The organism is Rhodopirellula islandica (assembly GCF_001027925.1).
Taxonomy (GTDB): domain Bacteria; phylum Planctomycetota; class Planctomycetia; order Pirellulales; family Pirellulaceae; genus Rhodopirellula; species Rhodopirellula islandica.
Genome location: NZ_LECT01000038.1, coordinates 56674 through 79939 on the forward strand (window position 1 = coordinate 56674; position 23266 = coordinate 79939).

General features: G+C 57.4%; 19 protein-coding genes. 13 read left to right on the top strand and 6 right to left on the bottom strand.

Annotated elements, in window-relative coordinates:
• Window positions 1-71: 71 nt before the first annotated feature.
• From RISK_RS18360 to RISK_RS18370, 3 genes are all read left to right on the top strand, one after another.
• Entirely contained in the window at window positions 72-935 is an 864-nt protein-coding gene (locus tag RISK_RS18360; RefSeq protein WP_150122623.1) for an ankyrin repeat domain-containing protein, read from the top strand.
• 82 nt (window positions 936-1017) lie between these two features.
• The gene (locus RISK_RS18365) at window positions 1018-3417 is read left to right on the top strand and encodes an O-linked N-acetylglucosamine transferase, SPINDLY family protein (protein ID WP_150122624.1); all 2400 of its coding nucleotides are present in this window, start codon (window positions 1018-1020) and stop codon (window positions 3415-3417) included.
• 44 nt (window positions 3418-3461) lie between these two features.
• The gene (locus tag RISK_RS18370; protein ID WP_047815787.1) at window positions 3462-4610 is read left to right on the top strand and encodes a glycosyltransferase; all 1149 of its coding nucleotides are present in this window, start codon (window positions 3462-3464) and stop codon (window positions 4608-4610) included.
• Window positions 4611-5064: 454 nt separating this feature from the next.
• Here the strand turns inward: RISK_RS18370 and RISK_RS18375 are convergent, their stop codons facing one another.
• From RISK_RS18375 to RISK_RS18385, 3 genes are all read right to left on the bottom strand, one after another.
• Window positions 5065-5706 (bottom strand): hypothetical protein, encoded by a 642-nt coding sequence (locus tag RISK_RS18375; protein WP_053061230.1) that lies wholly within the window; start codon window positions 5704-5706, stop codon window positions 5065-5067.
• A gap of 452 nt (window positions 5707-6158) precedes the next feature.
• Complete coding sequence (locus RISK_RS18380; protein ID WP_047815788.1) at window positions 6159-8114, bottom strand: sulfatase family protein; 1956 nt, start codon at window positions 8112-8114, stop codon at window positions 6159-6161.
• A 357-nt stretch (window positions 8115-8471) separates the two neighbouring features.
• A complete protein-coding gene (locus RISK_RS18385) occupies window positions 8472-9722 on the bottom strand; it encodes an Nramp family divalent metal transporter (RefSeq protein WP_047815789.1) in 1251 nt (416 codons plus the stop codon).
• Between the two features lie 256 nt (window positions 9723-9978).
• Between RISK_RS18385 and RISK_RS18390 the strand changes: the two genes are divergently transcribed.
• The 6 genes from RISK_RS18390 (at window position 9979) to RISK_RS18415 (ending at window position 15080) form a co-directional block, all read left to right on the top strand.
• Complete coding sequence (locus RISK_RS18390) at window positions 9979-11871, top strand: thioredoxin family protein (RefSeq protein ID WP_047815790.1); 1893 nt, start codon at window positions 9979-9981, stop codon at window positions 11869-11871.
• Window positions 11872-12238: 367 nt separating this feature from the next.
• Window positions 12239-12922: a nicotinate (nicotinamide) nucleotide adenylyltransferase gene (gene nadD, locus RISK_RS18395; RefSeq protein WP_047815791.1), complete on the top strand. Its 684-nt coding sequence runs from the start codon at window positions 12239-12241 to the stop codon at window positions 12920-12922.
• A 44-nt stretch (window positions 12923-12966) separates the two neighbouring features.
• A complete protein-coding gene (locus tag RISK_RS18400; protein ID WP_047815792.1) occupies window positions 12967-13560 on the top strand; it encodes a Uma2 family endonuclease in 594 nt (197 codons plus the stop codon).
• Between the two features lie 288 nt (window positions 13561-13848).
• The gene (gene rpsR, locus RISK_RS33115) at window positions 13849-14127 is read left to right on the top strand and encodes a 30S ribosomal protein S18 (protein ID WP_233215804.1); all 279 of its coding nucleotides are present in this window, start codon (window positions 13849-13851) and stop codon (window positions 14125-14127) included.
• A gap of 12 nt (window positions 14128-14139) precedes the next feature.
• Window positions 14140-14601, top strand: coding sequence for an acyl-CoA thioesterase (locus RISK_RS18410; protein WP_047815793.1), 462 nt, complete (start codon window positions 14140-14142; stop codon window positions 14599-14601).
• Window positions 14602-14609: 8 nt separating this feature from the next.
• Window positions 14610-15080, top strand: coding sequence for a hypothetical protein (locus RISK_RS18415; protein ID WP_047815794.1), 471 nt, complete (start codon window positions 14610-14612; stop codon window positions 15078-15080).
• 73 nt (window positions 15081-15153) lie between these two features.
• Here RISK_RS18415 and RISK_RS18420 read toward each other — a convergent pair whose 3' ends face one another.
• Window positions 15154-15657 (bottom strand): Fur family transcriptional regulator, encoded by a 504-nt coding sequence (locus tag RISK_RS18420; RefSeq protein WP_007338703.1) that lies wholly within the window; start codon window positions 15655-15657, stop codon window positions 15154-15156.
• Between the two features lie 756 nt (window positions 15658-16413).
• On the opposite strand from RISK_RS18420, the gene RISK_RS18435 reads away from it, so the two are divergent.
• Window positions 16414-17580 (top strand): type III PLP-dependent enzyme, encoded by a 1167-nt coding sequence (locus RISK_RS18435; protein ID WP_047815797.1) that lies wholly within the window; start codon window positions 16414-16416, stop codon window positions 17578-17580.
• A gap of 14 nt (window positions 17581-17594) precedes the next feature.
• On the top strand, window positions 17595-19049 hold the full coding sequence (locus RISK_RS18440) for a sodium:solute symporter family protein (protein WP_047815798.1): 1455 nt from the start codon (window positions 17595-17597) through the stop codon (window positions 19047-19049).
• A gap of 108 nt (window positions 19050-19157) precedes the next feature.
• Here RISK_RS18440 and RISK_RS18445 read toward each other — a convergent pair whose 3' ends face one another.
• A complete protein-coding gene (locus tag RISK_RS18445; protein WP_047815799.1) occupies window positions 19158-19700 on the bottom strand; it encodes an AlkZ-related protein in 543 nt (180 codons plus the stop codon).
• A 16-nt stretch (window positions 19701-19716) separates the two neighbouring features.
• Window positions 19717-19998 carry a peptidylprolyl isomerase gene (locus tag RISK_RS18450; protein ID WP_047815937.1) on the bottom strand — a complete coding sequence of 94 codons (282 nt, stop codon included), beginning with the start codon at window positions 19996-19998 and terminating at the stop codon, window positions 19717-19719.
• A 232-nt stretch (window positions 19999-20230) separates the two neighbouring features.
• On the opposite strand from RISK_RS18450, the gene RISK_RS18455 reads away from it, so the two are divergent.
• Together RISK_RS18455 and RISK_RS18460 are read left to right on the top strand one after the other, a co-directional pair.
• Window positions 20231-21625, top strand: coding sequence for a DUF3472 domain-containing protein (locus RISK_RS18455; protein ID WP_236696431.1), 1395 nt, complete (start codon window positions 20231-20233; stop codon window positions 21623-21625).
• Between the two features lie 106 nt (window positions 21626-21731).
• Window positions 21732-22628: a phosphatidylserine decarboxylase gene (locus RISK_RS18460; RefSeq protein WP_047815800.1), complete on the top strand. Its 897-nt coding sequence runs from the start codon at window positions 21732-21734 to the stop codon at window positions 22626-22628.
• Window positions 22629-23266 lie beyond the last annotated feature (638 nt).

Below are 23266 nucleotides of genomic sequence, written 5' to 3' on the forward strand. Positions count from 1 at the left end.
AACCGGGGCGATCGTCCAAACGGCTCACGCGATTAAACCCAAGCATTCCCGCTTACCTGCGCAGGTCCTGCATGCCTTTTGGCTGGCCAGCAATTTTCACTCTCGCAGTTTGCCTTGTATCCTCGGGATGCAATGAAGCCTCTCAGCTTGCTAAGAACTTGTCTTCCAAACGCACCTTCCACGAGAAGTTCGGCTTGCACGCAAAGGATTTCTTTGACGATCCTGAAGTAATCAAGCTATGCGAGGCCATCGAGAAGAATGATACAGCCGAGATGCAGCGTTTGATTGACATTGGTACCGATGTGAACGCAAAGGGGCGCGACAATGCCACCCCACTGCTGTGGGCGTACTTTGACAACGAACCCGAGCGGTTTGAGATGCTGCTTGTGGCCGGTGCCGATCCAAACGTCAAGCTCACTGGAGATCTGGGAATCCCGTCAGCTTTTGAGCAAGGCGAATCCGTCACCTGGCTCAGCGCCAAAAGCGCATTTCAAAAACAATTCAATTTGGTCATGAACAATGGTGGTGATGCAAACATCACGGACCGTTGGGGAGATCCGGTCATCCACGAATTGATTTTGTTCGGCGGAGGGAACGTGAAGTCTCGATTGCTTACGCTGGCCGAACATGGAGCCGACATCGATGCAGTCGATACCATGGGGTCGTCACCGTTGACCCATGCAATCAGCGCTTACGGTCAATACGAAGTGGCACACGTTCTGTTGGACCTGGACGCAGATCCAAGAATACGGGAGAAGAAGTCGATTGGCCCTATGCACTCGATGGTTCGGGCAGCTGAGCGTCGGGAATACATGCCAGCAACACAGAAGGCAGCGTTTGACAGTTTAATGAAACGACTTGAAGACCTCGGAATGAGTCAAGAGGATGCTGAGGCCGATTGGGAGCGATGGTCGCGACGCCTTCCTCCGTTTTAAGGTTGGTTGAGAGCACGTGTTGCGTTTGCTTCATCATCTGGCTGGGTCACACGGCACGCTGATTGCTCGATGCTTGGGGTGCATGAATGGTGTTGCTTTACTAAGCGAAATACACCCCGATGGGACCAAGCGATTTGATCCACGCCGGCAAGCCGTCGATTGGTTTGGTTGGACGCCCGACCGGAGTAAGTCGCCACTTGATCTAAGCCAGATCAACAACCTTACCAAGCAACTCGACGAACTGGATTGTTGGCTTGCTTCACGAGGAAGGTCGCTGGTGGTTCGAGATTGGTCGCATCTGGATTGGATCGGCTTCCCGTTTCAATCGCCCCGCGAAACATCGGTGTGGGACTGCAACGAAACGATGGGTTGCAACCAGAATCCACTACGTTGCGCGACGGTGTGCCACCCGTTGGATCAGTACCTGCATAGCAAACGACTGGGGGCATTGGCAGACACCTGGAATGACAATCTGTTTTGGAAGGGCACTCGGGCCTTCGCCGAATCGGTCCAGCAAATGCCCTGGGTTCGTGCCGAAGACTTCTTTGCTTCTCCTGAAACAGCCTTGCATGAGATCTGCGATGCCTTGAACGTTTCGTATGACCCGATGTGGAAGCTGAACTTTGCCGACCACGATCAAGTCACGGGCGAGACGGAGTCGATTCGCCGTCGAGATCTGCAACGGAAACCACGTCCGCCCGTTTCCTCAGTCGTTTGGTCATCATTGGGCGAGAACGAAGACTTCCTGGCAACCTTGAGTCTGCTTGGCTACCCGTTACCGGAACCGATGCGTCCCGTTTCAGTGGCCTTGCAAAATCCCTACGCGACGACGCCGACTGGAGAACAGGACGACGATGAACGTGTCATGCGTTGCCGGATCGCTTGTCAGCAAACCCCCGATGACCTGGCGGCGTGGATCTCGCTTGCCAACGCTTTGGACTGGATTGGCTGCCCCGGCGAAGCTGCCGATGGTTTGCTGGCAGCAGGCTTGTCGGACATGACAAACACTCACCCGGAACGCAACACCGCCTTGCATCTTGCTTGCCTGTTGCTAGACCGCGCGGGACGAAAATATGAATCGATCCCGTTGCGGCGAATGATCGCTGCCCGCGAACCACAACACACTGAAAACTTATTCCAATTGGCCTTGCTATCCGCCGGAACAGGGGCGGTGGAAGAAGCGATTTCGTTCGCTCAACAATTGATCGATGTGAATGTCAATCAAACGGGCGCAGCAGCCAACTTGTTGCTTTATCTGAATTACTCCGATCGCTGGACGCCAGCTGAAATCAGCAACGAACACTTTCGAATTGGCATGCGACTGACGGAGCGTCCTCAAACGATTCATGTCCGGCCTCGCAAAGCCGGCGAACCAATTTCGATTGGTTACTTGGGAGCCGATTTCTACACGCATCCCGTTGGCAAGTTGATAAAACCGATTCTGTGGTCGCACGACCGCCCAGCCTTTCGCATTCACGTTTACCACGATGGCTCGAAGCACGATGCAATCACCAAGGACGTGATGGAAGCTTCCGACAAGTTCCTCCATTCGCATGGCTGGTCCGACGGTCGATTGCTTTCGCAGATCCGCGAAGATCAGATCGATGTACTGATTGACCTGGGTGGATACACGGGAGGCGGCAACCGGTTGCGGATGCTCGGTCGCCGAGCGGCCCCAGTTCAAGCGTCATACTTGGGTTACCCCAACACCTCCGCGATTCAGACAATGGACTATCGGCTGACCGATCGTTTGGCTGACCCGCCGGGGCGAACCGATCGGCTGTATGTGGAGCGGTTGGTTCACTTGCAAAACTCTCACTTGGCTTGGACGCCACCAGAAATAGCGGAAGAACTGATGACGGAATCGCCTGATCGGGTATCGAGGTCCGAACAGCCGCCTCGACTGGGGATATTCAACAACGTTGCGAAATTATCCCCGTCCATGATCGAAACGGTCGCCGAGATACTCCGTCGTGTTCCGGATGCGATTTTGCTGATGAAATACGGGGATCGATACGGTGTGCCATTCGTTGCGGATCGCTTCCGCCGCTTGTTTGCTGAGCAGGGTGTCTTGCCACATCGAATCGAATATCGAACCCGGGCCGAGTCGATGGTGGATCACCTTCGGTCCATGAGATCCGTTGACCTGGCCTTAGATTCATTTCCATATCAAGGCACGATGACATCCCTGGAATGCCTTTCGGTGGGAACTCCAATCCTATCGAAGTGTGGCGAGTATTACGCTCACCGCGCCACCTCCGCGATGATGATGCGAATGGGACTGTACGAACTGGTGGCCGAATCCAGCAAGGAATACGCGGAGATCGCGGTCGAACTGATGCACAATCGTCAGACCCTGTCCGATCTTCGCCAGACCGTCTACGAATGCTATCTCGCGAGTCCGCTGAGGGACCCGACCGCGTTGACTCGCGAACTAGAAACAATCTATCGGAGCTGGTGCCCTGGCGAGAGCGTCCCATGAGGATTGCCTTCGCCTGGGAGTGGGGATCAGGATCCGGGCACATCATGCGATTCAGCCCGTTGGCCCGTCAAGCGATCCAGGATGGCCATCAATTGACGTTGATCGTTCGTGATTCGAAGCGAACTCGGAACCTGCTTTCGACCTATCGATTGAATCATGAGAACATTTCAGTCATCGAGTCACCTGCCTGGCCGCGATGCCCACGCGATCAACTTCGACTGCCAAATTGCCTGTCGCAAATTGCTTGGAACTTGGGTTTCTTTGATCAGACGGCAACGAACCAGCAGATTCGATGGTGGCGGGATCGCATGCACGAACTCCGGCCGGAGCTGGTGGTGCAAGACTTCGGTGTGACTGCCGGGCTCGTTGCCTGGACGCTCGGCATTCCAACCCTTCGAATCGGCACCGGTTACACGTGTGCTCCCCGCACCAAAATCCCTGTTTCCATCCCCGCCTTGTTGGATGTCTCGTCTGACTCTCGCACAACGACGAACCAGTCAGCCTGGGAAAGCCTGCGAGAAAGGATTCGAACAGGCTGCCAAACCAATGACCTGAACCCTCCTGATCGTTGGCATGAGATCATCAACGGTTGTGAAGAGGACCGAATCGCCACGGTTGCGTTGCTCGATCCCTACGCGCCCGTCCGCACCAACGCTCGGTACTGTGGTGTGTGGCCAGCGGCATCGTCCGCGATGAATCGAAGCGATCGCTGGGCGACAGCAATTGCGTACCTCAAACCTTTTCCGGCATGGGAGCTGTTTTTCTCGGCGCTCCGCCAGTGTGGCGTTCGCGTTGATTTAGTGCCTGATGGCGTCGACGCAAGCCTGTTACGAACTTGCGATCCTGCGTGGGTTCGGGTTCTGGACCGGTTCGTCCCGATCGAAAAAGCCGCCCAAAACCAACGCCACCTCATCAACAATGGAAATCATGGCACGTCCGCCTTGGCACTTCTATCGGGGATGGCTGTGATCACTTGCCCATTGTTTCTGGAACAGCGTTTGACAGCCGACGCAATTGAAACTGCGGGGTTGGGGCTGCGGGTGAATCTTCAGCGACCCCAATACTTCTTGCAGCGGCTTGACGAAGCTTTCGGATCGAATGCCTTTAACGAAAACGCACGAAACTTCTCGACGTCTCAACGCCAACTTTTTCTGAATGCAGCGCCAGATCGATTGACGCTTGTCAAGCATTGAGTGTGTGCCGGCTCAGCGTTCTCGGGGTTTCTACCGTGACCTACCGATGTCGGCCCCGTCTCGGGCGAACGTGCATGAATGGCTCCGGAGGAGTCGACGTTACTAGCCCGGTGGCATGCCCGAGAAGGCTGGTGGAGATCACAAACCCACCCCAGAGAGGGGCGTCGTGAACGAGCGGGCCAACCCTGTGGATTGAACACGTGGCTCGCACCATCCCAAGTCCGCTCCCGGACCAAAAGCTTGATCGAACGGTTTCTCGCGGGCGAAAAAACGGGAGGAGATCTTCGCTCCCTCCGGGGGGCGCTGATGGACGGAGGCATCCGATCCGTGGGTGCGTTGCTTTTCGAATGGCCGGCAATCGCTCCCTGATAATGCCTCGCACCATCCTGCCCTCCCATGGGAACAGGAGGGCTCCCATGGGAGAGGAAACGGAATCAAGGTCGAGAGACTCTGGCTACTTTGCGACTGGATCAACGGAGATGACCGTCGAACCATCAGGCAGAACCATTCCTGGACGCAAGTCCGCAGTGGCTGGGTCGATCGGCGCATTCGCGGTTGCTGGTGGAACGGAACTGCTCCCATAGCCAGCTTGATAGACCGTTCTCAAAGGAGCCACATAAGTCGTGGATGGAACCACATAAGTTCTCGACGGGTAACTCGAATAGCCGCGGTAGCCAGACGAGTAGCGAAAGTCATTTGGGTAGCCGTAACCGTAGCCCAGACTGCTGTAGCCCAGTCCATAGCCGCCGTAGCCGTATCCATAGGGATAGCCACTACCGATCGACAAACTCAAACCGGGACGAGAGTATCCGTACGACGAGCCAAAGTTGGAATGGTCACGGCCCGAGTATCCTGGACGACCGCTGTGTGAAACGCCGCCCCCGTGAACGCCGCCGCCACGAACGTGACCACCGCTGACGTGACCGCCACCCACGTGACCACCACCGCCCGGGGCTCCTCCTCCGTGGCCACCTCCCCCATGACCTCCTCCGCCACCACCTCCGCCGCGATGTTGAGCCATGGCAACCGATGCCCCCGAGGCGTAAAGGATGAACACGGACGCGAACAAACCCTGTCGAAGGCTTTGCAAGAACATGGGAAGTCTCCTCTGCGAGTGACGCAGTGCAAATGGGATCGGTAACGCATCACCGGAAGATTGTCCGGACGGACCGTTAGCCGAAGTCGCCAGACACCCTGGATGCAGCAATCGGCTTTCCAAGCCTGGACAACGCGTTGATCCAGTGCACATGACGTACCATTGCCGAAACAGCCGCTCAACTGAAAGACAGTGGCGAGTTTTCGTTCGAAACAACCTGTTTTAGCTCACCGGACATCCGCTGGCCTTTGCCAAATCCGCACACATTCGCCCCGGACGGGGCCGTCATCGATGTGCGGGCAGTCGTCTCGGGGCTTCCGCCCCGAGCTACTGACGCCGGCCCCGTCCGGGGCGAACGTGCGCGAATGACTCCGGAGGAGTCCGCGTTGATAGCTCGGGGCGGAAGCCCCGAGATCGATTGTTTGCCCTGCCCTGCCCTTCGATCGCGGCGGCTATTTGACCGTGTGGTTGGTGCCGTTCAATTCGTTGAGAGCGCGGTTGATCACGCGGACGGTGTACTTGCCATCGGCGTATAAGTTTTGCCTTGGCTGGAGTGCTTCTCGCATCGAATCGATCACCGGCAACGCTTTCTCATCGATCTCGTCGAGCACGATGGCAGCTTGCAGTCGCTCCCACTGCGCACCGTCCTCCAATGTCTCCGCCAGGACTGAGAGAGCCTTGTCCGTGGCTTCGGGATTGCCGGAATGGCAAAGCGCACGCGCCGCTGCGACTCGTACCGTCGCGGATTCGTCGGCAAGCCGTTCTTGCAGATCCATCAAATACGGCAGCCTGTCGATCTCGCCGCTAGCGAAAACGTTCCCGATCCCAGTCGCCCCCCAATAACGCACTGCAGAATCTCTGTCGTCGAGTGCGGCTCGCATTTCTGGAAGAACTGCAGGGCCCTCGGATGCCGCGAGAGCTGCTGCGGCAACACGATTCGCGAGCTCGCTGTCGTCCGATTGTCTCAGGACGGCATACTGACTCCCCAGATTGCTGGCGCGTTCGGCGAGGATCGGCTCTGGGATGAGCCCCAAGTCCTTGGTGCGGGTCACCCACTGCTCGTGCGCCGCACGCATGCGATGGAGCACCTCCGTGTGGTCAGAAGACGACGCGAGATCATGGAGCTCATGGGGGTCATTCTCGAGATCGTAAAGTTCTTCGGTGGGTTTCGTTCCGCGGAAGAAAGGCATGGCTGCTTGTGGCAACGTTCCGGCCTGCTCAGCCTCGCGAATCGACCGCATCGTCTGCCCTTTCTCGGGCGTGTTCATGTATTGAAAGTATGGCTTCAACGGTTCGTAATTGCGGATGTATTTGTATCGCTGATCACGCACCATTCGAATGATGTCGTAACGTTCGTCCATCCGGTCGCGAGCACCGTAAACGTAGTCTCGGTCGACGACCGCTAGCTTGCTCAAGGGACTGCTCAGGAACGGCTTGCCTTGCATGGGCTCTGGAACATCCAACCCCGCCAAATTCAAGACGGTGGGACCAAAGTCGATCGAGCTCACCAATCGATCATCAACGACCCCGGCGACCTTGTCGCTGGATCGAAACTTGGCCGGGATGCGGATGACCAATGGGATGTGCGTGCCCGAGTCGTAAAGCCAACGCTTCGCTCGTGGGAGCCCAACGCCATGATCGGACCAGAAGAACACGATGGTGTCTTCGTCCAACCCGTCGGCATGGAGCTGGTCAAGCAACCCGCCCACCCAATGATCGAGCGCCGTGATCAGTTCGTAGTTTCGCTTCCAGTCTTCACGAACGGCTGGCGTGTCCGGATAGTACGGCGGGAACGTCGAGAGCTCGGAAGCGTCTTGCCGCTCACTTTCGGAAAGGCCTTTGGTGACGGACTTGTATTTCGAATCATTCTCGATTCCAGATTCGTGGCAGCCCGTGAAGTTGAAGACAGCAAAAAAGGGCGTTTCGTGATCCGGTCGATCCCGCCAGTGGGCCTTGTTGGACGATTGGTCCCAAGAACCTTTCGGGGTCGCGAACTGATAATCCTGCTTGGAGTTGTTGGTGCAGAAGTATCCCGACTCACGCAAATAAGTTGAAAACGGCTGGATGCTCTTTGGAAGTTTCGCTTGGCAACGCATGTGCTGCGTCCCAAGCGTCGTTTGGTACATCCCAGTGATGATCCCGCTGCGACACGGGGCACAAACACCGGCCGTGGTGAACGCGTTGGAGTATCGAATCCCTTCCTTGGCAAGCTGATCGATGCGCGGTGTGATGGCATGCGGATCACCATAGCAACCGATGTGGGGACTGATGTCTTCTGCGGAAAGCCAGAGGATGTTGGGCCGGTCTCCCGCTTCAACCGTCTGAAACAAGGCCGTTGCGGTCAACAAAAATGCGACCAGGATCGGCACACGTGCGTCTTGGGTTCGTCGGATGGCTACCTGCCACATGGAGTTGGCTCTTTATCTTGGAGGTCGTGCAGTTTGTTGATGCAGTTATTATCACTGCTTTCGCGCACCGTCCCTCTCCCGAAACGAAGTTTGGGGGGAGGTCGAGCGACGCCGTTCAGGCGTACGCGAGGGAGGGGACCGGGCATGGGAGGTGGCGCGCGTTGCCCTCCCCCGGGAAATCTCGCTGAACGCTCGTTTCCCGCCCCCTCCCGCTGCGCGGGCGGGGTTTGCAAGACGTCACGAACACAGCACTTAAAAACGGCACGACCTCCTTGGAGGGAGGGAATGCGGGTCTCTGCATCGTAACTACAGCGGCGTCCTCAGGCGAGCGAGTGGAAGCGTTCGAATCGCGAAAGATCATCCCGAGAAGAAAACGCTGACGAGGCTACGCAATCCAAGAACGGTGACGACGACAACCGTTAGCACGCCGAGCGTGTTGGCGATCCAGTGATTGCGGTGCTTGCCGAGCAACGCCGCGTTGTTCATGACCGCGAGCAAGAAAATGGCCAGCAGAGGCAGCAGCAATCCGTTGGCGACTTGAGCAAACGTGATGATGTCCGTGGGCTTGGAACCGCTGGCAGCGAACGAAATGCCAAACACAATCACGGTGGTGAAGACCGTTCGCAGCCGCCAGTCTTTCAGATCGATGGGCCAGCCAAAACAACCGGCAGCGGCGTAGGCGGCGGCCAGCGGCGCGGTGATGGTGCTGGTCAACCCCGCGGCGAACAGCCCCACACCGAACAGCCAGCGTGCATGGTTGCCAAGCAGCGGTTCGAGTTGTCGGGCGGCGTCGGCAAGGTTCGTGAATCCGGCGTCACTCCTAAAGAAAGCGGCGGCAGCCGTGGCCATCACGGCGGCGGTCACCAACCCGCCCAAGCCCACGCTGAGGATCGTGTCGCCGCGGCTTTCCTGGATCGCCTCGCGAACGGTTTCGTCGCTGACGGATTCGGTCTTGTCGCTGGACCATTTCTCGGCCGATGCGGTGGCGTGAAGAAACAGGTTGTAGGGCACGACCGTCGTGCCGATGATCGCCAAGACTTCTTTCAATCCGCCTTCCGGGATGGTCGGTTTGATCCAACCCATTGCGAACGATCGCCAGTCGATTGGAACACTGAACGCGGTCAACAAAAACACGCTGCTCATCGTCACCACCAACGCAACCAAAATCCGCTGAAGCGATCGGTAGTGACCGATCATCAAGATGCCCCATGCTGCGAAGCCGATCGCAATCGACACCACAGTTTGTTGCTGCGTTCCCGTTGCGGCTGAAACGCCCACAGCGGCGCCGGCGATATTGCCCGCTTGGTAAGCAGCGTTTCCGATGATGATTGCCGAGACGACCAGCACAATGGCCAATCCTCGGGCGAACGCATTGGGGATGGTTGGACGGATCGCCTCTCCCAAACCACGCCCGGTGACGATCCCCAGTCGCGACGCCATTTCTTGAAAGACGATCGTTGCGATCACAGAGAAACCCACCGCCCACAACAGCGTGTGGCCAAAGTTGGCACCTGCGGTCGTGGCTTTGGTGACGGTCCCCGGCCCGATGAAGGCTGCCGTGACGAGCAAGCCGGGACCGAAACGACGAAAGAACTTGGGAAGTTTCATGCCCGTTAAGGTAACGAATGACATCGAACACGTCCCAAGGCATCCGCCATCTTGGTGACGTCATTTGAGGGGTTCACATCGCTCAAACCGCCGGCTGCCAATGGTCACGCTCCTCAGCAGTGAGGCGAGCGGTTTCTATGGCCAGTAGCAGTTATCGCGTTCTTTGCCCAATCGCGCGCGCCAGTCCTGTACACTACCCAGCCTTGTCTTGCATGCCTTTCGGCGTGTCCCGTTGCCGCCAACAGGAAGTGGGTGCATGGTTCCCGATCAAATCCAAGGGACCGCGGTCGGTTCGTTTCACGATCGACTCAGTGGCTTGAAACTTGCGAACGTTGTTTGCATGCTTTTGGTCGGCATGCTGTCGCCGTTCGTCTCCAATCCAGGATTGGCTCAAGACACTTCGCACACCGGCGTGCTGAAAGGTCTCGACCTAGACGGTCGCTTGATTCGATTGGGACAGTCCAACGACACCAACGCCGTCGCGGTCGTCTTCTTGTCCACGCATTGTCCGATCAGCAACGGTTATCTGCCGTTGCTCAATGACTACGCATCGGAATACGGCGGACAAGGCATTGAATTGGTCGGTGTGATTTCCGATCCGTCGGTGACACGTTCGGATGCGAAAAAGCATAGCGTCGATTACCGAGTTGAGTTCCCGGTGCTGTTCGACGGCTCAGGCGAATTGCGTTTGGCTCTTTCGCCGACCCACACGCCCCAAGCGATGTTGATTCGGCCGAACGGCAAGATGCTTTACAACGGTGCGATTGACGACCGGCATGTTCAAGTCGGCCGCAAGAAAGATCACGCCGCCAAACCCTATTTGCGAGATGCGATCCGCGCAGTCATCGCTCGACGTCCGGTGGATGTGCCAAAAACCAAACCCATCGGTTGCCTGCTGGAGGATCCGCCAAACAAAGCGATCGAAGGCGAGGTGACTTACGCACGCGATGTTGCGCCGGTGATCCAAGCGAACTGCGCGGGGTGTCATTGTCGAAACGGATCGGCTCCGTTTCCGTTGTTGAGTTACAACGACGTCAGCGGCCATGCCAATCAAATTTTGGAAGTGACCCATTCGCGTTTCATGCCGCCATGGAAACCGGCCGCCGGGTTCCTGCGTTTCCAAGACGAACTGCGATTGACCAATCACGAAATGTCTCTGTTGAACGTTTGGGTTCGCGATGGCAAACCGGCAGGCGACCCAAAGGATCTTCCGGCCCCTGTTCCGCCATCGAGTGGTTGGCCACTGGGTGAACCGGATTTGATTCTGGAAATGAACGAAACGTTCTCGATCCCATCCAGCGGCCCTGACCTTCGCCAGTACTTCGTCATCCCAACCGGTTTGAAGCAACACCGGTTGGTCAACGCGATCGATTTTCATCCGGGGACGCCTCAGTCCGTTCACCACGCCAGTTTCTTCCTGGACACCAAAAGAAAGGGGCGGCGACTGGACCAATCGGATCCAGCGCCGGGGTACTCCAGCTTTGGCGGGCCGCGCTTTGAACCCGAAGGCACGCTGAGCAGTTGGTTTCCGGGAATGAGCCCCCGACGATTGCCCGAGGGGATGGGACGTTTTGTGCCAAAGGACAGCGACATCGTGGCGGAAATCCACTACGTCACGACCGGCAAACCACATCAAGACAAGTCGAAGATCGGGATTTACTTCGCCCCGTCGTCGGCCAAGAAGATCGTCACCGAAGTCCAGGTCGGCAACAAACGAATCCGTATCCCGCCGGGCGAAAGTCATCATTTGCAACGCGCGACGTACACGTTGCCCGTGGACACAGTGCTGCTGGACACGGTGCCACACATGCACATTTTTGGCCGCGAAATGAAAGTCTGGTCGAAGTCACCCGATGGCGAGACCAAGCCGTTGTTGTGGATCAAAGATTGGGATTTCAATTGGCAAGGCAAGTATTCGTTTGCCGAACCCGTGCGTTTGAAAAAGGGAACGATCCTTCACGTGGACGCTTGGTATGACAATTCAGCCAACAACCCGCTGAACCCGAACTCGCCGCCCAAGCCGGTGTCCTGGGGCGCCGACTCCACCGATGAAATGTTGATCTGTCATTTCCAATGCACCTGCGAGACGATGGGTGAACTGAACGAATTGATTCGGCACCAAAAGAAACACATCGCCGATCGACAATAGTCGGCCGGACAGAGATTCGCCCCGGCTTTCAGCAGGTCGGCAGGAATGATCGGGCACAACCACATGAGCCGCCAGGGCGTTCGCCTGGACTGCGAAATGGTTGGTGTTGTGGAACGCATTCGTTTGCACAAGTTTTCATCCCGGTAGGGATGTCAGATGGTAGCCGTCGGTAAGCGACAGCGCCACCGATGGACATGCAGCCCCCACGCCACCACTCTCCATCCCGGCGTGGCCATTGGCCACGCCGGGATGGAGATTTTTTTGGGTCTCGTTTTCCGGGGGTACGCTGCTTCGCAGCAACCCCGGCTACCATCTGACATCCCTACCGGGATGAAGAAAGACAAACGAACCATGAGCGAAGTTATGCTTGCGTCGATTCAAGCAAGAAACCATTGAAGGTCATTCCGTGTCAGCATTTGAAACCACCCCTCCATCAAATCACGGGATCGGAATCCTGGGTGGGTCTTTCGACCCGCTTCATGTCGGGCATCTTTGGATGGCCGAATCGGCACTGGAACAATTGCCGATTGAACATGTGCGTTGGATCCCGACGGCAACCAGCCCGCTCAAACCCCACGGGCCGGTGGCCAGCAACGAACACCGTCTGCAAATGCTGCGATTGGCACTCAGTGGCCAATCCGGGCACGTCATCGACGACTGGGAACTCCGGCAAGACAGCGTCAGCTACACCCTGCTGACCCTGGAACATTTGCAAGAACAATTTCCAGACCGCCAGCTGCATCTGATCATCGGGGCCGATTCGTTGGCCTCGTTCGATCGTTGGCGAGAACCCGAGCAAATCCTAAAACGGTGCCACCTGGCCGTGATCGCTCGCGGCGGCGACCCTCCACCGGACTACTCGATCCTGGACGGCATGACTGACGAAACGCAAATTCGAAGGATTCGCGAGTCGCAGATCCAGATGCCCCAGATCGAAATCAGCAGCAGCGACCTTCGGAATCGCATCGCAACCGGACGGAGTATCCGGTTCCGCGTGCCACACCCGGTCGCGACGTTGATCGACAATGAAAAGATGTACCGGGTACGATAGCAAAGTTGCCTGCGATTCCCCGCGTGTCGAAACTGAGATCTGCTATGTCGACCAATCCGTTCCCACTGCTGTCCGAACAGGAATACCTTGACCAAGAACGAAAGGCTTCGTTCAAGAGCGAGTACTTCGGCGGCGAAACCTTTGCAATGGGCGGCGCGAAGCGAGCACACAACTTGATCGTGACAAACCTAATCCGAGTTCTAAGCAACGCGCTGCTCGATGGTCCCTGCGAAGTTTACCCCAGCGACATGCGGGTCCAGATTGAAGCCACTGGTTTGTACACCTACCCCGATGTGGTCGTAGCTTGCGACGAACCCAAATTTCGCGACGACCAACTGGACACCCTGCAAAATCCGACTCTGTTGATCGAAGTCGCTTCGGAAAGCACAGAGGCTTACGATCGAGGCACCAAGTCGAGACACTACCGACGCATTCCATCTTTGAAAGGATACGTGCTCGTCGCGCAAGATCGACCAGCGGTTGAATCATTCACCCGTGGAGACGACCACACATGGACGCTTCGTGAAGCGGGGGGACTGGAGAACGAATTGCGGATCGACGCCTTGAAGCTGAACCTGTCGATGGCAGAAATTTATCACCGGGTCCAGTTCGATCGCCCCGATCCGTTGGTGAAATGACTCAGAGCTCAAAGCGACCCTCGCCAGCGAGTCTGCCCCTCACCAGCGAGTCTGCTCTGGACGGAGCATCCGTTTTCAGGTCCCGCACCCTGTGAGGACACTGATCGACCAAGAAAAGCTTTATCAGGCAGAATAGGCAAAAGGGATTGCGTGGAAACGCCGATCTCGGCACACTGTGTGGCCCGCGATCGCAACCTTTTTGCGTTCACGGGACCCATTGGCGAGCCGGAGACATTGGTTTTCCGGCCGAATCAGTCCATTCGCCTTCGATTTCCTTCGAAAAGCTTCATGCCTCCACGTCCAATGAGCACGCGTAGTCGTGCCCGCAAACGCTCCCGAGTCCGCAGCCGTACCCGCCGCAAGGACCCCATCTTCGTCGATGGCCACCGTCCGCGTCCGATGTACGTTGACTACAAGGACCTCGAATTGCTGTCCAAGATGGTCAACCGCCAAGGACGCATCATGGGCCGTCGCAAGAGTGGTTGCACCGCTGCCAGCCAACACGCTGTCACCTCAGCCATCAAACGCGCCCGCTTCATGGCCTTGCTGCCATACGTCGGCGAATAATTCGTCAACTCAGTGAACGATCCAGCCTCTGACGGAGCCCTCAACCAGCGGGCTCCGCTTTATCAGACCCAACGCCGCGTCGAGTTTCGAGACACCGATGCGGCTGGAATCGTCCACTTTTCGGCCTTCTTCCCCATGATGGAAGCGGCCGAACATGAGTTCCTGCGGTCGGTCGGCATCCCCGTGATGCCGCACCATGAGTCCGAGGAACGATTGACTTGGCCCCGAGTCGCCGCCAGCTGCGACTTTCACGGCCCCGCCCGATTTGAAGACATCCTGCAAATTGATTTGCACGTCGACCGGATTGGACAATCCAGTATCAGCTATCGCTTCGAATTGACCTGCGAAGGCCGACGTATCGCCACCGGCAAAATCACTGCCGTGTGCTGCGACCTGCAAGCGGGCGGCAAACTGGTCAAAACCAACGTGCCCGATGACCTTCGCCAGCGATTGTCCGGCCCCCAAAACGACTGAACCAAGAAATGCCCGCGACTTTCGAAGGCTTCGGCCTGAAACTGCTGTACCCAGACAACTGGACTCTGGTCGAGCGAGCCGAAGACGAAGGCGACCAGGGCGCCACGTTCGACCTGCCCGGTGGCGGATTCGTGTCGTTGGAAACACTGCCGATCACCCGAGAAGACGAAGTCGTCCTGGGCGAAATTGACCAGATGCTCCGGGGACAATACGAAGACCTGGAACGCGACAACATCACGCTCCCTGGGGCCTCCGAAGGCGAGCGAGCCGTCGACCTGCGGTTCTACTACTTGGACCTGGTCGTGATCTCACGTGTGGTGCTGCTGGACGCCCCTGCCCCGACCCGCGAACAAATGCCGATCGCGGGACGCATCCTGGCTCAGTTCCAAGCTGAACTGGCCGACTTCGAAGCCGCGGAACCTGTCTTCAACGCGATTCTGCAACAGATCCGGATGGCCGAGCTTCCTGAAGAAGCCTGACCAGCGAGGCGTGTGCGGCCAAGCTTGATCGGCGAAAGATGATCGGCAATGCCCCCAATCACGACCAGCCGCATCAAACCAAGTCTTGCTTCCGCTTTTTGCGTCGGTTCTTGCCACATTCGCGGCACACACCGCTGACCAGCATTCGGTGTCCAGAAACGCGAAAACCGTGCTTCGCCGCCGCCTCGTCTCGCGTCGCGATCAGCTCCTCGCTGCGGAACTCGATCAGTTTGCGGCAACGCGTGCAGTACAGATGATCGTGAGGCGGGTAGCCGTAATCCAGCTCGTAAACCGTGCGGCCATCGAGCTGAAAGCAATTCAGCAACCCAGCGTCGACAAATTCACGCAGCGAACGATACACCGTCGCGGAACTGACATAGTTGGGCTCGCCTTTGCGAGGCAGTTTCTCGATCAGCTCATCCGCATCAAAGTGAGCGTGCTGAGAGAAAATCTTCTCGACCAAGAACTTGCGAGGCTTGGTCTGTCGCTGGCCTTTGCTCTGCAAATACTCCTCAAAACGCTCCTGAGGGGTCAAAGCCACCTCGAGACGTTCAAGAGATTCGGGAACCGAAGACACGTCAGACAAAACGGACCGCTGCAATGGAGAGAAGAAATGCTTGCTGAGCCACTATAGCAGCCCTGTCCAGATTTGTCCCGAGCCGTGGCCCGCGAAAACGCTGCCGAATCGTGCCAAAGCCCGAAGGGCCGGCACAGCACTGGCCGGTGCCGTCAGGCACCGGACACAGTGCCAACATCGCCCCGGTCATTACCGACCCGAAACGCTGGCACAAATCCCCGCTGGATTCACAGTGTCGCCACTCCCGTGGCAATACTCGCAACATCAAAAGCCGACATGTGGGCCGGCCTCCGTCCGCAGGACTGGGTGGATCACGCTGCAACGACACAATCGATCCAAATCGTCATTTCCGCTCTCGACTTTTGGATTCGCGGTCGATATCTTCCGCAACCGATTGAAAAACGGTGCTGGTTCACTCGCGTTTTAAAAGACGCTCAGCCACCCACCGCGGATCAATCAGCACGACACCAGGTCTCGCCCAATCCGGGCGCGGCGGAAGTGTGTTGGCAGGACGTTTCCTAGCGGAATCGCCCACTCCAAACGCACAACGTTGCCATACCGCAAGGTGCCGCAACCTCCATTGCGATCTCCCCAAGGTCAACACGTTATTGCGCCCAGGACGCGGCTCGATAACAGCGAAGAAGAAGTCGGCCAGGGTTCACGAGAACCCTCAGACGAAGCCACGTGGCTTCGAAGTTTTGACTGCATTTCGTTTTTCAACTGACCTTGGTCCCCTTCTGGAGGCACCCCAGCCGCATGATCGCATCGACCATTCTGCGCGCACCCAACGCCCGAACGGCACAGCCGAACCTTTCCTTTGACCTCGCGAAAGAGCTCGCTGAGAAACACGGCACTCCCTTGTTGGTGGTGTCACGATCCAAAGCCATCGAGACCTACTGGGCAATGAAGAATGCCCTGCCTGGTGTCGATCTTTACTATGCGGCGAAAGCCAACCCCGACCTGCATTTTTTGTCAACGCTCAACGGCGAAAACGCATTCATTGACGTCTGCTCTCCTGGCGAATTGCAGGCCGCACTGGCGGCTGGCTTCACGCCGGATCGGATGTTGCACACTCACCCATGCAAGACCGATGCAAACCTCTGGGAATGCGCACAAGCCGGTGTGAATTGGTTCGTTTTTGACAACGCGATCGAAGCGGAAAAGATCCGCCGACTGACACCGGACGTGAACCTGTTGCTGCGTTTGGCGACCACCGGCGCGTCCAGCCGAATCAACCTGTCGGCCAAGTTCGGCTGCCCGATGCACGAAGCGATGGAACTGCTGGCGGCGGCAAAGTCCAAAGGCCTGAACGTTCGTGGGTTCTCGTTCCATGTCGGCAGCCAGTGCCTCAACCCGCACGACTACGTCGAAGTGCTTCGCAGCGTTCGCGCAGTTTGGGACGAAGCCACCCAAGCGGGACACCAACTGGAAGTCTTGGATATCGGCGGTGGATTCCCTGCCCCGTATCGTGAGGACGCTCCTTCGATTGAAACCTTCGGTGAAGTCATCACGCAAGGTTTACGCGAGATGTTCGGCGATTTGCCGATTCGTTTGATCGCCGAACCAGGTCGCGGGCTGTGCACCGAAAGCGTCACCCTGATCACTCGCGTGATCGGCAAAAACCGTCGCTGGGACTTGCCCTGGTTCTTCCTCGACGATGGCATCTACGGTTCGTTTTCAGGCAAGATTTTCGACCACACGGACTTCCCGTTGCTGGTCGAAAACGATGGTTCACGGGAGACCGTTCCGTGCGTGGTTGCGGGCCCCACCTGCGACTCCACCGACATCGTTTCGCGTGATCAATGGCTTCCCGATTTGGAAGTCGGTGAATTGGTCTTGGTTCCGTCGATGGGTGCTTACGCTGCGGCCAGCGCATCGCCATTCAACGGGCTGCCAATGGCCAACAGCGTCGCCATCGACTGACGGACGACACGCCGATGGGATTGATCGCTGCCGTCCTGGCCTACTTGTTTCTCACGATCGCGATCGGGTTGTTCGCAGCCCGACGCGTCGGCAATGCGCAAGACTTCATGGTCGCGGGGCGTTCGCTTCCGCTGTACATGAACTTCGCCTGCGTGTTTGCGACCTGGTTTGGTGCCGAAACCGTGCTGTCCGTTTCGGCGACCTTTGCCGGGCAGGGACTGCGCGCTATCCCCGGCGATCCGTTTGGTTTTTCGGTCTGTCTGGTGCTCGTGGCGTTGTTCTTCGCGCGAGCTTTCTACCGAATGGACTTGCTGACGATTGGCGACTTTTATCGCAAACGCTATGGTCGCTCGATCGAAGTTTTGACGTCCGTTGTCATCTCCGCTTCGTACCTTGGCTGGGCCGCGGCTCAGCTCACCGCACTTGGCCTGGTGATATCCGTCCTGGGCAAAGGCATCGGCTACGATGCGCTGACCACCAACCAAGGCATCGTGATCGGCTTCACCATTGTCGCCTTCTACACCGTGATGGGCGGCATGTGGTCAGTGGCGCTCACCGACATGATTCAGACGTTCGTGATCATCATCGGTCTGTTGGTGGTGTCCGTTTACATGGCTCATGCGGCCGGCGGTGTTTCCGTCGTCATCGATTCCGCTCGCGAATCGGGGCGTCTGCAGGTCTTTCCCGACTGGGGGCAATCCGGTCAGTGGTGGATCTACATCGGCGGCTTCCTGACCGCGGCCCTGGGTTCGATCCCACAACAAGATGTCATTCAACGTGTCACCAGTGCCAAAGACGAACGCACCGCCATGACGGGCACCTTGCTGGGCGGGATGTTCTACTGCATGTTCGCGTTTGTGCCGATGTTCATCGCTTACGCCGCGGTGGTGATCGATCCAGATCACCTGCAACAATTCAACAGCGAAGACTTGCGTGAAGTCCAGCGAACACTTCCGCACGCGGTCATGCAGTCCACACCGTTCTGGGTTCAGACGGTCTTCTTGGGCGCATTGGTGTCGGCGATTCTGTCCACCGCCAGCGGAACGCTGCTTGCGCCGAGCAGTCTGATTGTCGAAAATGTGATTCGTCCATTTCGGTCCGATCTCAACGATCAAAACATGTTGCGTTGGCTACGGATCGTTCTGCTGATATTTGGTGCCTTGGCTTTGCACCAAGCTTTGACCAGCAACAACACGATGTACCAAATGATCCAGCAGGCGTACAGCGTTCCGCTTGTTGGTGCGTTGGTCCCCTTGGCCGTCGGGCTGTATTGGAAACGAGCGACCACTCTCGGAGCGATGGCATCGATCGTGTCCGGTGTGGCAACCTGGCTAGCGTTTGAATACGTGCGGACGGAGTTTTTGATCCCGTCGCAACTGATGGGGCTCGCCGCCAGCTTTCTCGCGATGGTGATCGTGTCGCTGCTGGACAAGTCGGAAAACGCTCGGCCTGTTGCTGTGCAGCGCTGACTTGCTGATCATGGGTGTTCGCTATTTTCGCGATCAGGTTCCCGACTCGCTTTGTTCCAAAGCATCGGCGGGAACGTCAGGTACAACCTGACCTACGGAGGTCGGGCTTCATCGCTCGTGCTGTTGCACGATATCGAGGTGGACTTCTCGCATGGGCAACCAGAAGTCGTTCGTCAACTTGGGGTCGTTGGAACGCACGATGTTCAAGCTCACCTGCAGCTTCTTCAGTGCGGTGTCGAACTGGCTCTTCGTGCACGCCAATCGCTCGATGGCTCGCTTGCGAAGCGGACCGGTGTAGTCCGCTTGCAAACGGATCAGCTCAAAGATCTCTTGCGGGAGAACATCCAATTCGTGGACGGGCTGGTACGCCTCGGCGTAATGCACCTCACGAAAGTGCTGCATCTCCATCAACACGGCGTCGCCGCCGCTCACCTTCCCGTAGAAAACTTCCGCGGGATAGGTTTGCGGGATGCGAGTCTTCCAATCCCAGACGGCCATCACCTTGGGGCTCCAACCGCCCGTCTTGGGTTTGTCCTCCGATAAATCGGTGTTGTCCCACAACGACGGGTACGGCGAGTTCTTGCTGCCGAAGACCGTGCAAACTTTGCTCTTCAGCACAAACTGATAAGCCTGTCCAAACGTCTGGATCATGGAACAGCCTTTTGAATCAATCGACGCGCTGCGTGATCTCGATCAAGTGATAGCCAAACTGTGTTTTGACGGGGCCGTGAACTTTGCCCAAATCACCGCTGAACACCACTTCGTCGAACTCCTTGACCATTTGGCCGGGGCTGAACGTCCCCAACGCACCACCGGATTTACCAGAGGGACAGGAGGAAAACTCGGCGGCGATGGCACCGAAATCTTGTCCTTTTTCGATCTGATCTTTCAGATCCTGACAGGCTTCTTCGGTTTCAACGAGGATATGTCGTGCACTTGCGGTGGCCATGGTGATCTCTGGGGTTCGATTCCGTTGTGGGTTGATTGGGTGCCTGGTAGACGACCAATGTCGTCCGCCAGCTTCGGCCACCATCGTCGCCTGCTCGATGCAGTTCGAAAACCCCTGCTGGCAACACCTTCCCACCTGCTTGCAGAATGGTTTCGATATGGGATAGGTTCGAACGTCGCGAGACCCAACAAAAGAGCGAAAGAGTGGCGGGCTCGATGAAATCCGGTCTCAAATGGATTCCAACGCAGCCTCTTTCCTGACTCGCGAAAACGTTCCTCGGCTTCTGTCCAACCGCCCGTACTTCAAGATCCACACCATGAATTGTCGATTTGTCCTCCCAACGCTCGTGATCAGCTTGGCAACCTTGTTGTCTTCGCCCGGACTCTCCTCCGCGAAAGAATGGTCGGTGCCGGTGGGAGGCAACGCCTTCCGCACGCAACCCGAACCCGGCGGTCGATCGCTCCGTCGAGATGGCACACTCCAGCTCCGTGACCCTGCTGAAGTCCATTCGGTGTACTTCCATGTCAGCGGAAGCGACACGCTTCAGCTTGGCCTGAAAGGCAACGCCCGCAACCACCCCACAACGGTCCAAGCGAGCATCGGCGAAACCAAGCTCTCCTGCGAATTGCACCCGGCACCTGCAAAGACTTACCCGCTCGGCGAAATCGAAGTTACCGAAGCGGGCTACGTCCGGGTCGACCTGCAACTGACAGCTGCTACGAACGGCCAAACCAACCACTCGGTGAACATCGCCGACTTGGTCGTCACGCCCTCCAACGACGATCTGCAACTCGACTACATCCAGACCAATGACGGCAACATGTTCTACTGGGGACGTCGCGGGCCGTCGGTTCACTTGGGTTACCGCCTGCCAAAGGCAACCGACCTGACGTACGCCTACAGCGAGATCACCGTCCCCGACGGCCAAGATCAAATGGGCACCTACTTCATGGCCAATGGTTTCGGCGAAGGGTACTTCGGCATGCAGGTCAACAGCCCCACAGAACGGCGAGTTCTGTTTTCAATCTGGAGCCCCTTCCGCACTGACAACCCCAACGAAATCCCTGACGAAGACCGAGTCGAGACGCTTGCAAAAGGCGACGACGTCATCGCCAAAGACTTTGGCAACGAAGGCTCCGGCGGCCAAAGCTTCTTTCGCTACCCTTGGGAAGCCGGCAAGACCTATCGATTCCTGACCGAAGTCAAACCCGATGGCGAGGGCAACACGTTGTACACCTCTTGGTTCGGCGACAAAGCGAAGAACGAATGGCGTTTGGTGGCCAGCTTCCGACGCCCCAAGACTGACAAGCATCTGACCGGCTTCCACTCTTTCCTCGAAAACTTCTCGCCAGAACAAGGCCACCTGCAACGTTCAGCTCACTATGGCAACCAATGGGTCTGTGACGTCAACGGCGAGTGGCACGAAATCACGCGAGCCAAACTGACCGGCGACAACACCGCTCGCGGTCGTCATCGGCTGGACTATGCCGGTGGAAGCCAAGACGATCACTTCTTCTTGAAGAACTGTGGCTTCTTCTCCGATTCCGTCGCCCTTGACCAGCTTTTCGAGCGAGAATCCACCGCCGACCAGCAGCCTGCGATCGACTGGGATCAGTTGCCACGCTGATCCATCGCAACTTCACTCTCGTAGTGGACGAAGCATAGAATCCCACGCGTGGGTCGTGCGACCGGACTCGTGGCCTCGTCCACTACCATTCAAACAAGTACCACTCATGGATGAAATCGTCTATCACGACCGATACACCGGCGAAGACCGCATCGAAAAGGTGTATGGCGACAAAGCATTGCGTTGGACGTATGGCAGCATCGCCGGGCGTCTCTCGCTTTCCTTGGTTGTGAAACGAACGCTGTTCTCGCATTGGTACGGTTGGCGAATGGACCAACCGAAGACACGCGACAAGATCGCTCCGTTCATCCAAGACTATGAACTCGATGCGGATGAGTTCGTGCGTGACGTGGGTGAGTTCGCCAACTTCAACGAGTTCTTCTTTCGCAAGCTGAAACCCGAAGCTCGCCCGATCGATGGGGATCCGAACTCGGTGGTCTTCCCCGCGGACGGCCGGCATCTTTGCGTTCCCGACCTATCGAAATGCGAAGGGCTGTTTGTCAAAGGCGAGATGTTCGATCTGCCGACACTGCTGCAAGACTCTGCCCTCGCGGATCGCTACGCGAGCGGCAGCCTGCTGCTTTCGCGACTGTGCCCGGTCGACTATCACCGATTTCACTTTCCCGCCGCCGGCGTGCCTGGCGAGAGCCGCTTGATCAACGGACCGCTGTATTCCGTCAATCCAATTGCCTTGCGTCAGAACATTCACATTCTGACCAGCAACAAACGCTGCCTCACGCCGCTCGAGACGGAGTCCTTTGGAACGGTGTTGTTGCTGGAGATTGGTGCCACCTGTGTCGGCAGCATCTGCCAAACCTACTCACCCGGCCAAGCCATTTCAAAGGGTGACGAAAAAGGCTACTTTCGATTTGGCGGTTCCTCGACGATGGTCCTGTTTGAACCAGGCCGAATCCAATTCGATGCGGACCTCATTGAAAACTCACGCCAACACCGCGAACTCTACGCTCGCATGGGCGACCACTTGGGAACACGCCTGCCGTAACACCACCGAGATCCGATGAGGCCAGCCCTGCGCTGTTCAATCTTTGGGGTTGCAGCGTTTCTGGTGCGCGCAAGTTTCTGCCTCGCATCAACAAGTCACCTCTCCCTCAGCTTTGCAGGGGGAGAGGTCGAACAGGTCGATGGAGGCCCTGTTCGGGTGAGGGGGCGATTCACAGCAAACCGGCTTTTTGGCCTCGTTTCAGCGGGTTCCAGCATTTGAGGACCTCTCTCGAAACGAAGTTTTTGGGGAGGTCGCGCGACGCCGTTCAGGCGTACGTGAGGGAGGGGGCCGAGCATGGGAAGCGGCGCGGATTGCCCTGGACTGTCAAAAGGTCGGTATTGACACCGCTTTGGGCTGCGCAGCTTTTGTTCCTCGACTTCGCCCCAACGGGGCAGCCCTATGCCAGCCCAGGGCAACGCCCTGGGTGTGGCGGGACCAAGATTACAAAGCCCCAACGGGGCGGTCCTAGCGGGTTTTGGGGAGTCTTTCTTAGGGCCGCCCCGTTGGGGCTGGTGTCGGAATCTCCGTCACGAAACCCCAGGCGATGCCTGGGGCTATCTTAGAGCTGCCCCGTTGGGGCGTAGGACAGACCAAAATCAACGTCGCATTTTCCGTGTCAATACCAACCTTTTGACAGC

What these genes read in the sequence shown, in the direction of transcription:
- RISK_RS18360 (WP_150122623.1), top strand. Translation starts at nt 72, where the DNA reads ATGCCTTTTGGCTGGCCAGCAATTTTCACTCTCGCAGTTTGCCTTGTA.
- RISK_RS18365 (WP_150122624.1), top strand. Translation starts at nt 1,018, where the DNA reads ATGAATGGTGTTGCTTTACTAAGCGAAATACACCCCGATGGGACCAAG.
- RISK_RS18370 (WP_047815787.1), top strand. Translation starts at nt 3,462, where the DNA reads ATGCGATTCAGCCCGTTGGCCCGTCAAGCGATCCAGGATGGCCATCAA.
- RISK_RS18375 (WP_053061230.1), bottom strand. Translation starts at nt 5,706, where the DNA reads ATGTTCTTGCAAAGCCTTCGACAGGGTTTGTTCGCGTCCGTGTTCATC.
- RISK_RS18380 (WP_047815788.1), bottom strand. Translation starts at nt 8,114, where the DNA reads ATGTGGCAGGTAGCCATCCGACGAACCCAAGACGCACGTGTGCCGATC.
- RISK_RS18385 (WP_047815789.1), bottom strand. Translation starts at nt 9,722, where the DNA reads ATGAAACTTCCCAAGTTCTTTCGTCGTTTCGGTCCCGGCTTGCTCGTC.
- RISK_RS18390 (WP_047815790.1), top strand. Translation starts at nt 9,979, where the DNA reads ATGGTTCCCGATCAAATCCAAGGGACCGCGGTCGGTTCGTTTCACGAT.
- RISK_RS18400 (WP_047815792.1), top strand. Translation starts at nt 12,967, where the DNA reads ATGTCGACCAATCCGTTCCCACTGCTGTCCGAACAGGAATACCTTGAC.
- rpsR (WP_233215804.1), top strand. Translation starts at nt 13,849, where the DNA reads ATGCCTCCACGTCCAATGAGCACGCGTAGTCGTGCCCGCAAACGCTCC.
- RISK_RS18415 (WP_047815794.1), top strand. Translation starts at nt 14,610, where the DNA reads ATGCCCGCGACTTTCGAAGGCTTCGGCCTGAAACTGCTGTACCCAGAC.
- RISK_RS18435 (WP_047815797.1), top strand. Translation starts at nt 16,414, where the DNA reads ATGATCGCATCGACCATTCTGCGCGCACCCAACGCCCGAACGGCACAG.
- RISK_RS18440 (WP_047815798.1), top strand. Translation starts at nt 17,595, where the DNA reads ATGGGATTGATCGCTGCCGTCCTGGCCTACTTGTTTCTCACGATCGCG.
- RISK_RS18445 (WP_047815799.1), bottom strand. Translation starts at nt 19,700, where the DNA reads ATGATCCAGACGTTTGGACAGGCTTATCAGTTTGTGCTGAAGAGCAAA.
- RISK_RS18450 (WP_047815937.1), bottom strand. Translation starts at nt 19,998, where the DNA reads ATGGCCACCGCAAGTGCACGACATATCCTCGTTGAAACCGAAGAAGCC.
- RISK_RS18455 (WP_236696431.1), top strand. Translation starts at nt 20,231, where the DNA reads ATGGATTCCAACGCAGCCTCTTTCCTGACTCGCGAAAACGTTCCTCGG.
- RISK_RS18460 (WP_047815800.1), top strand. Translation starts at nt 21,732, where the DNA reads ATGGATGAAATCGTCTATCACGACCGATACACCGGCGAAGACCGCATC.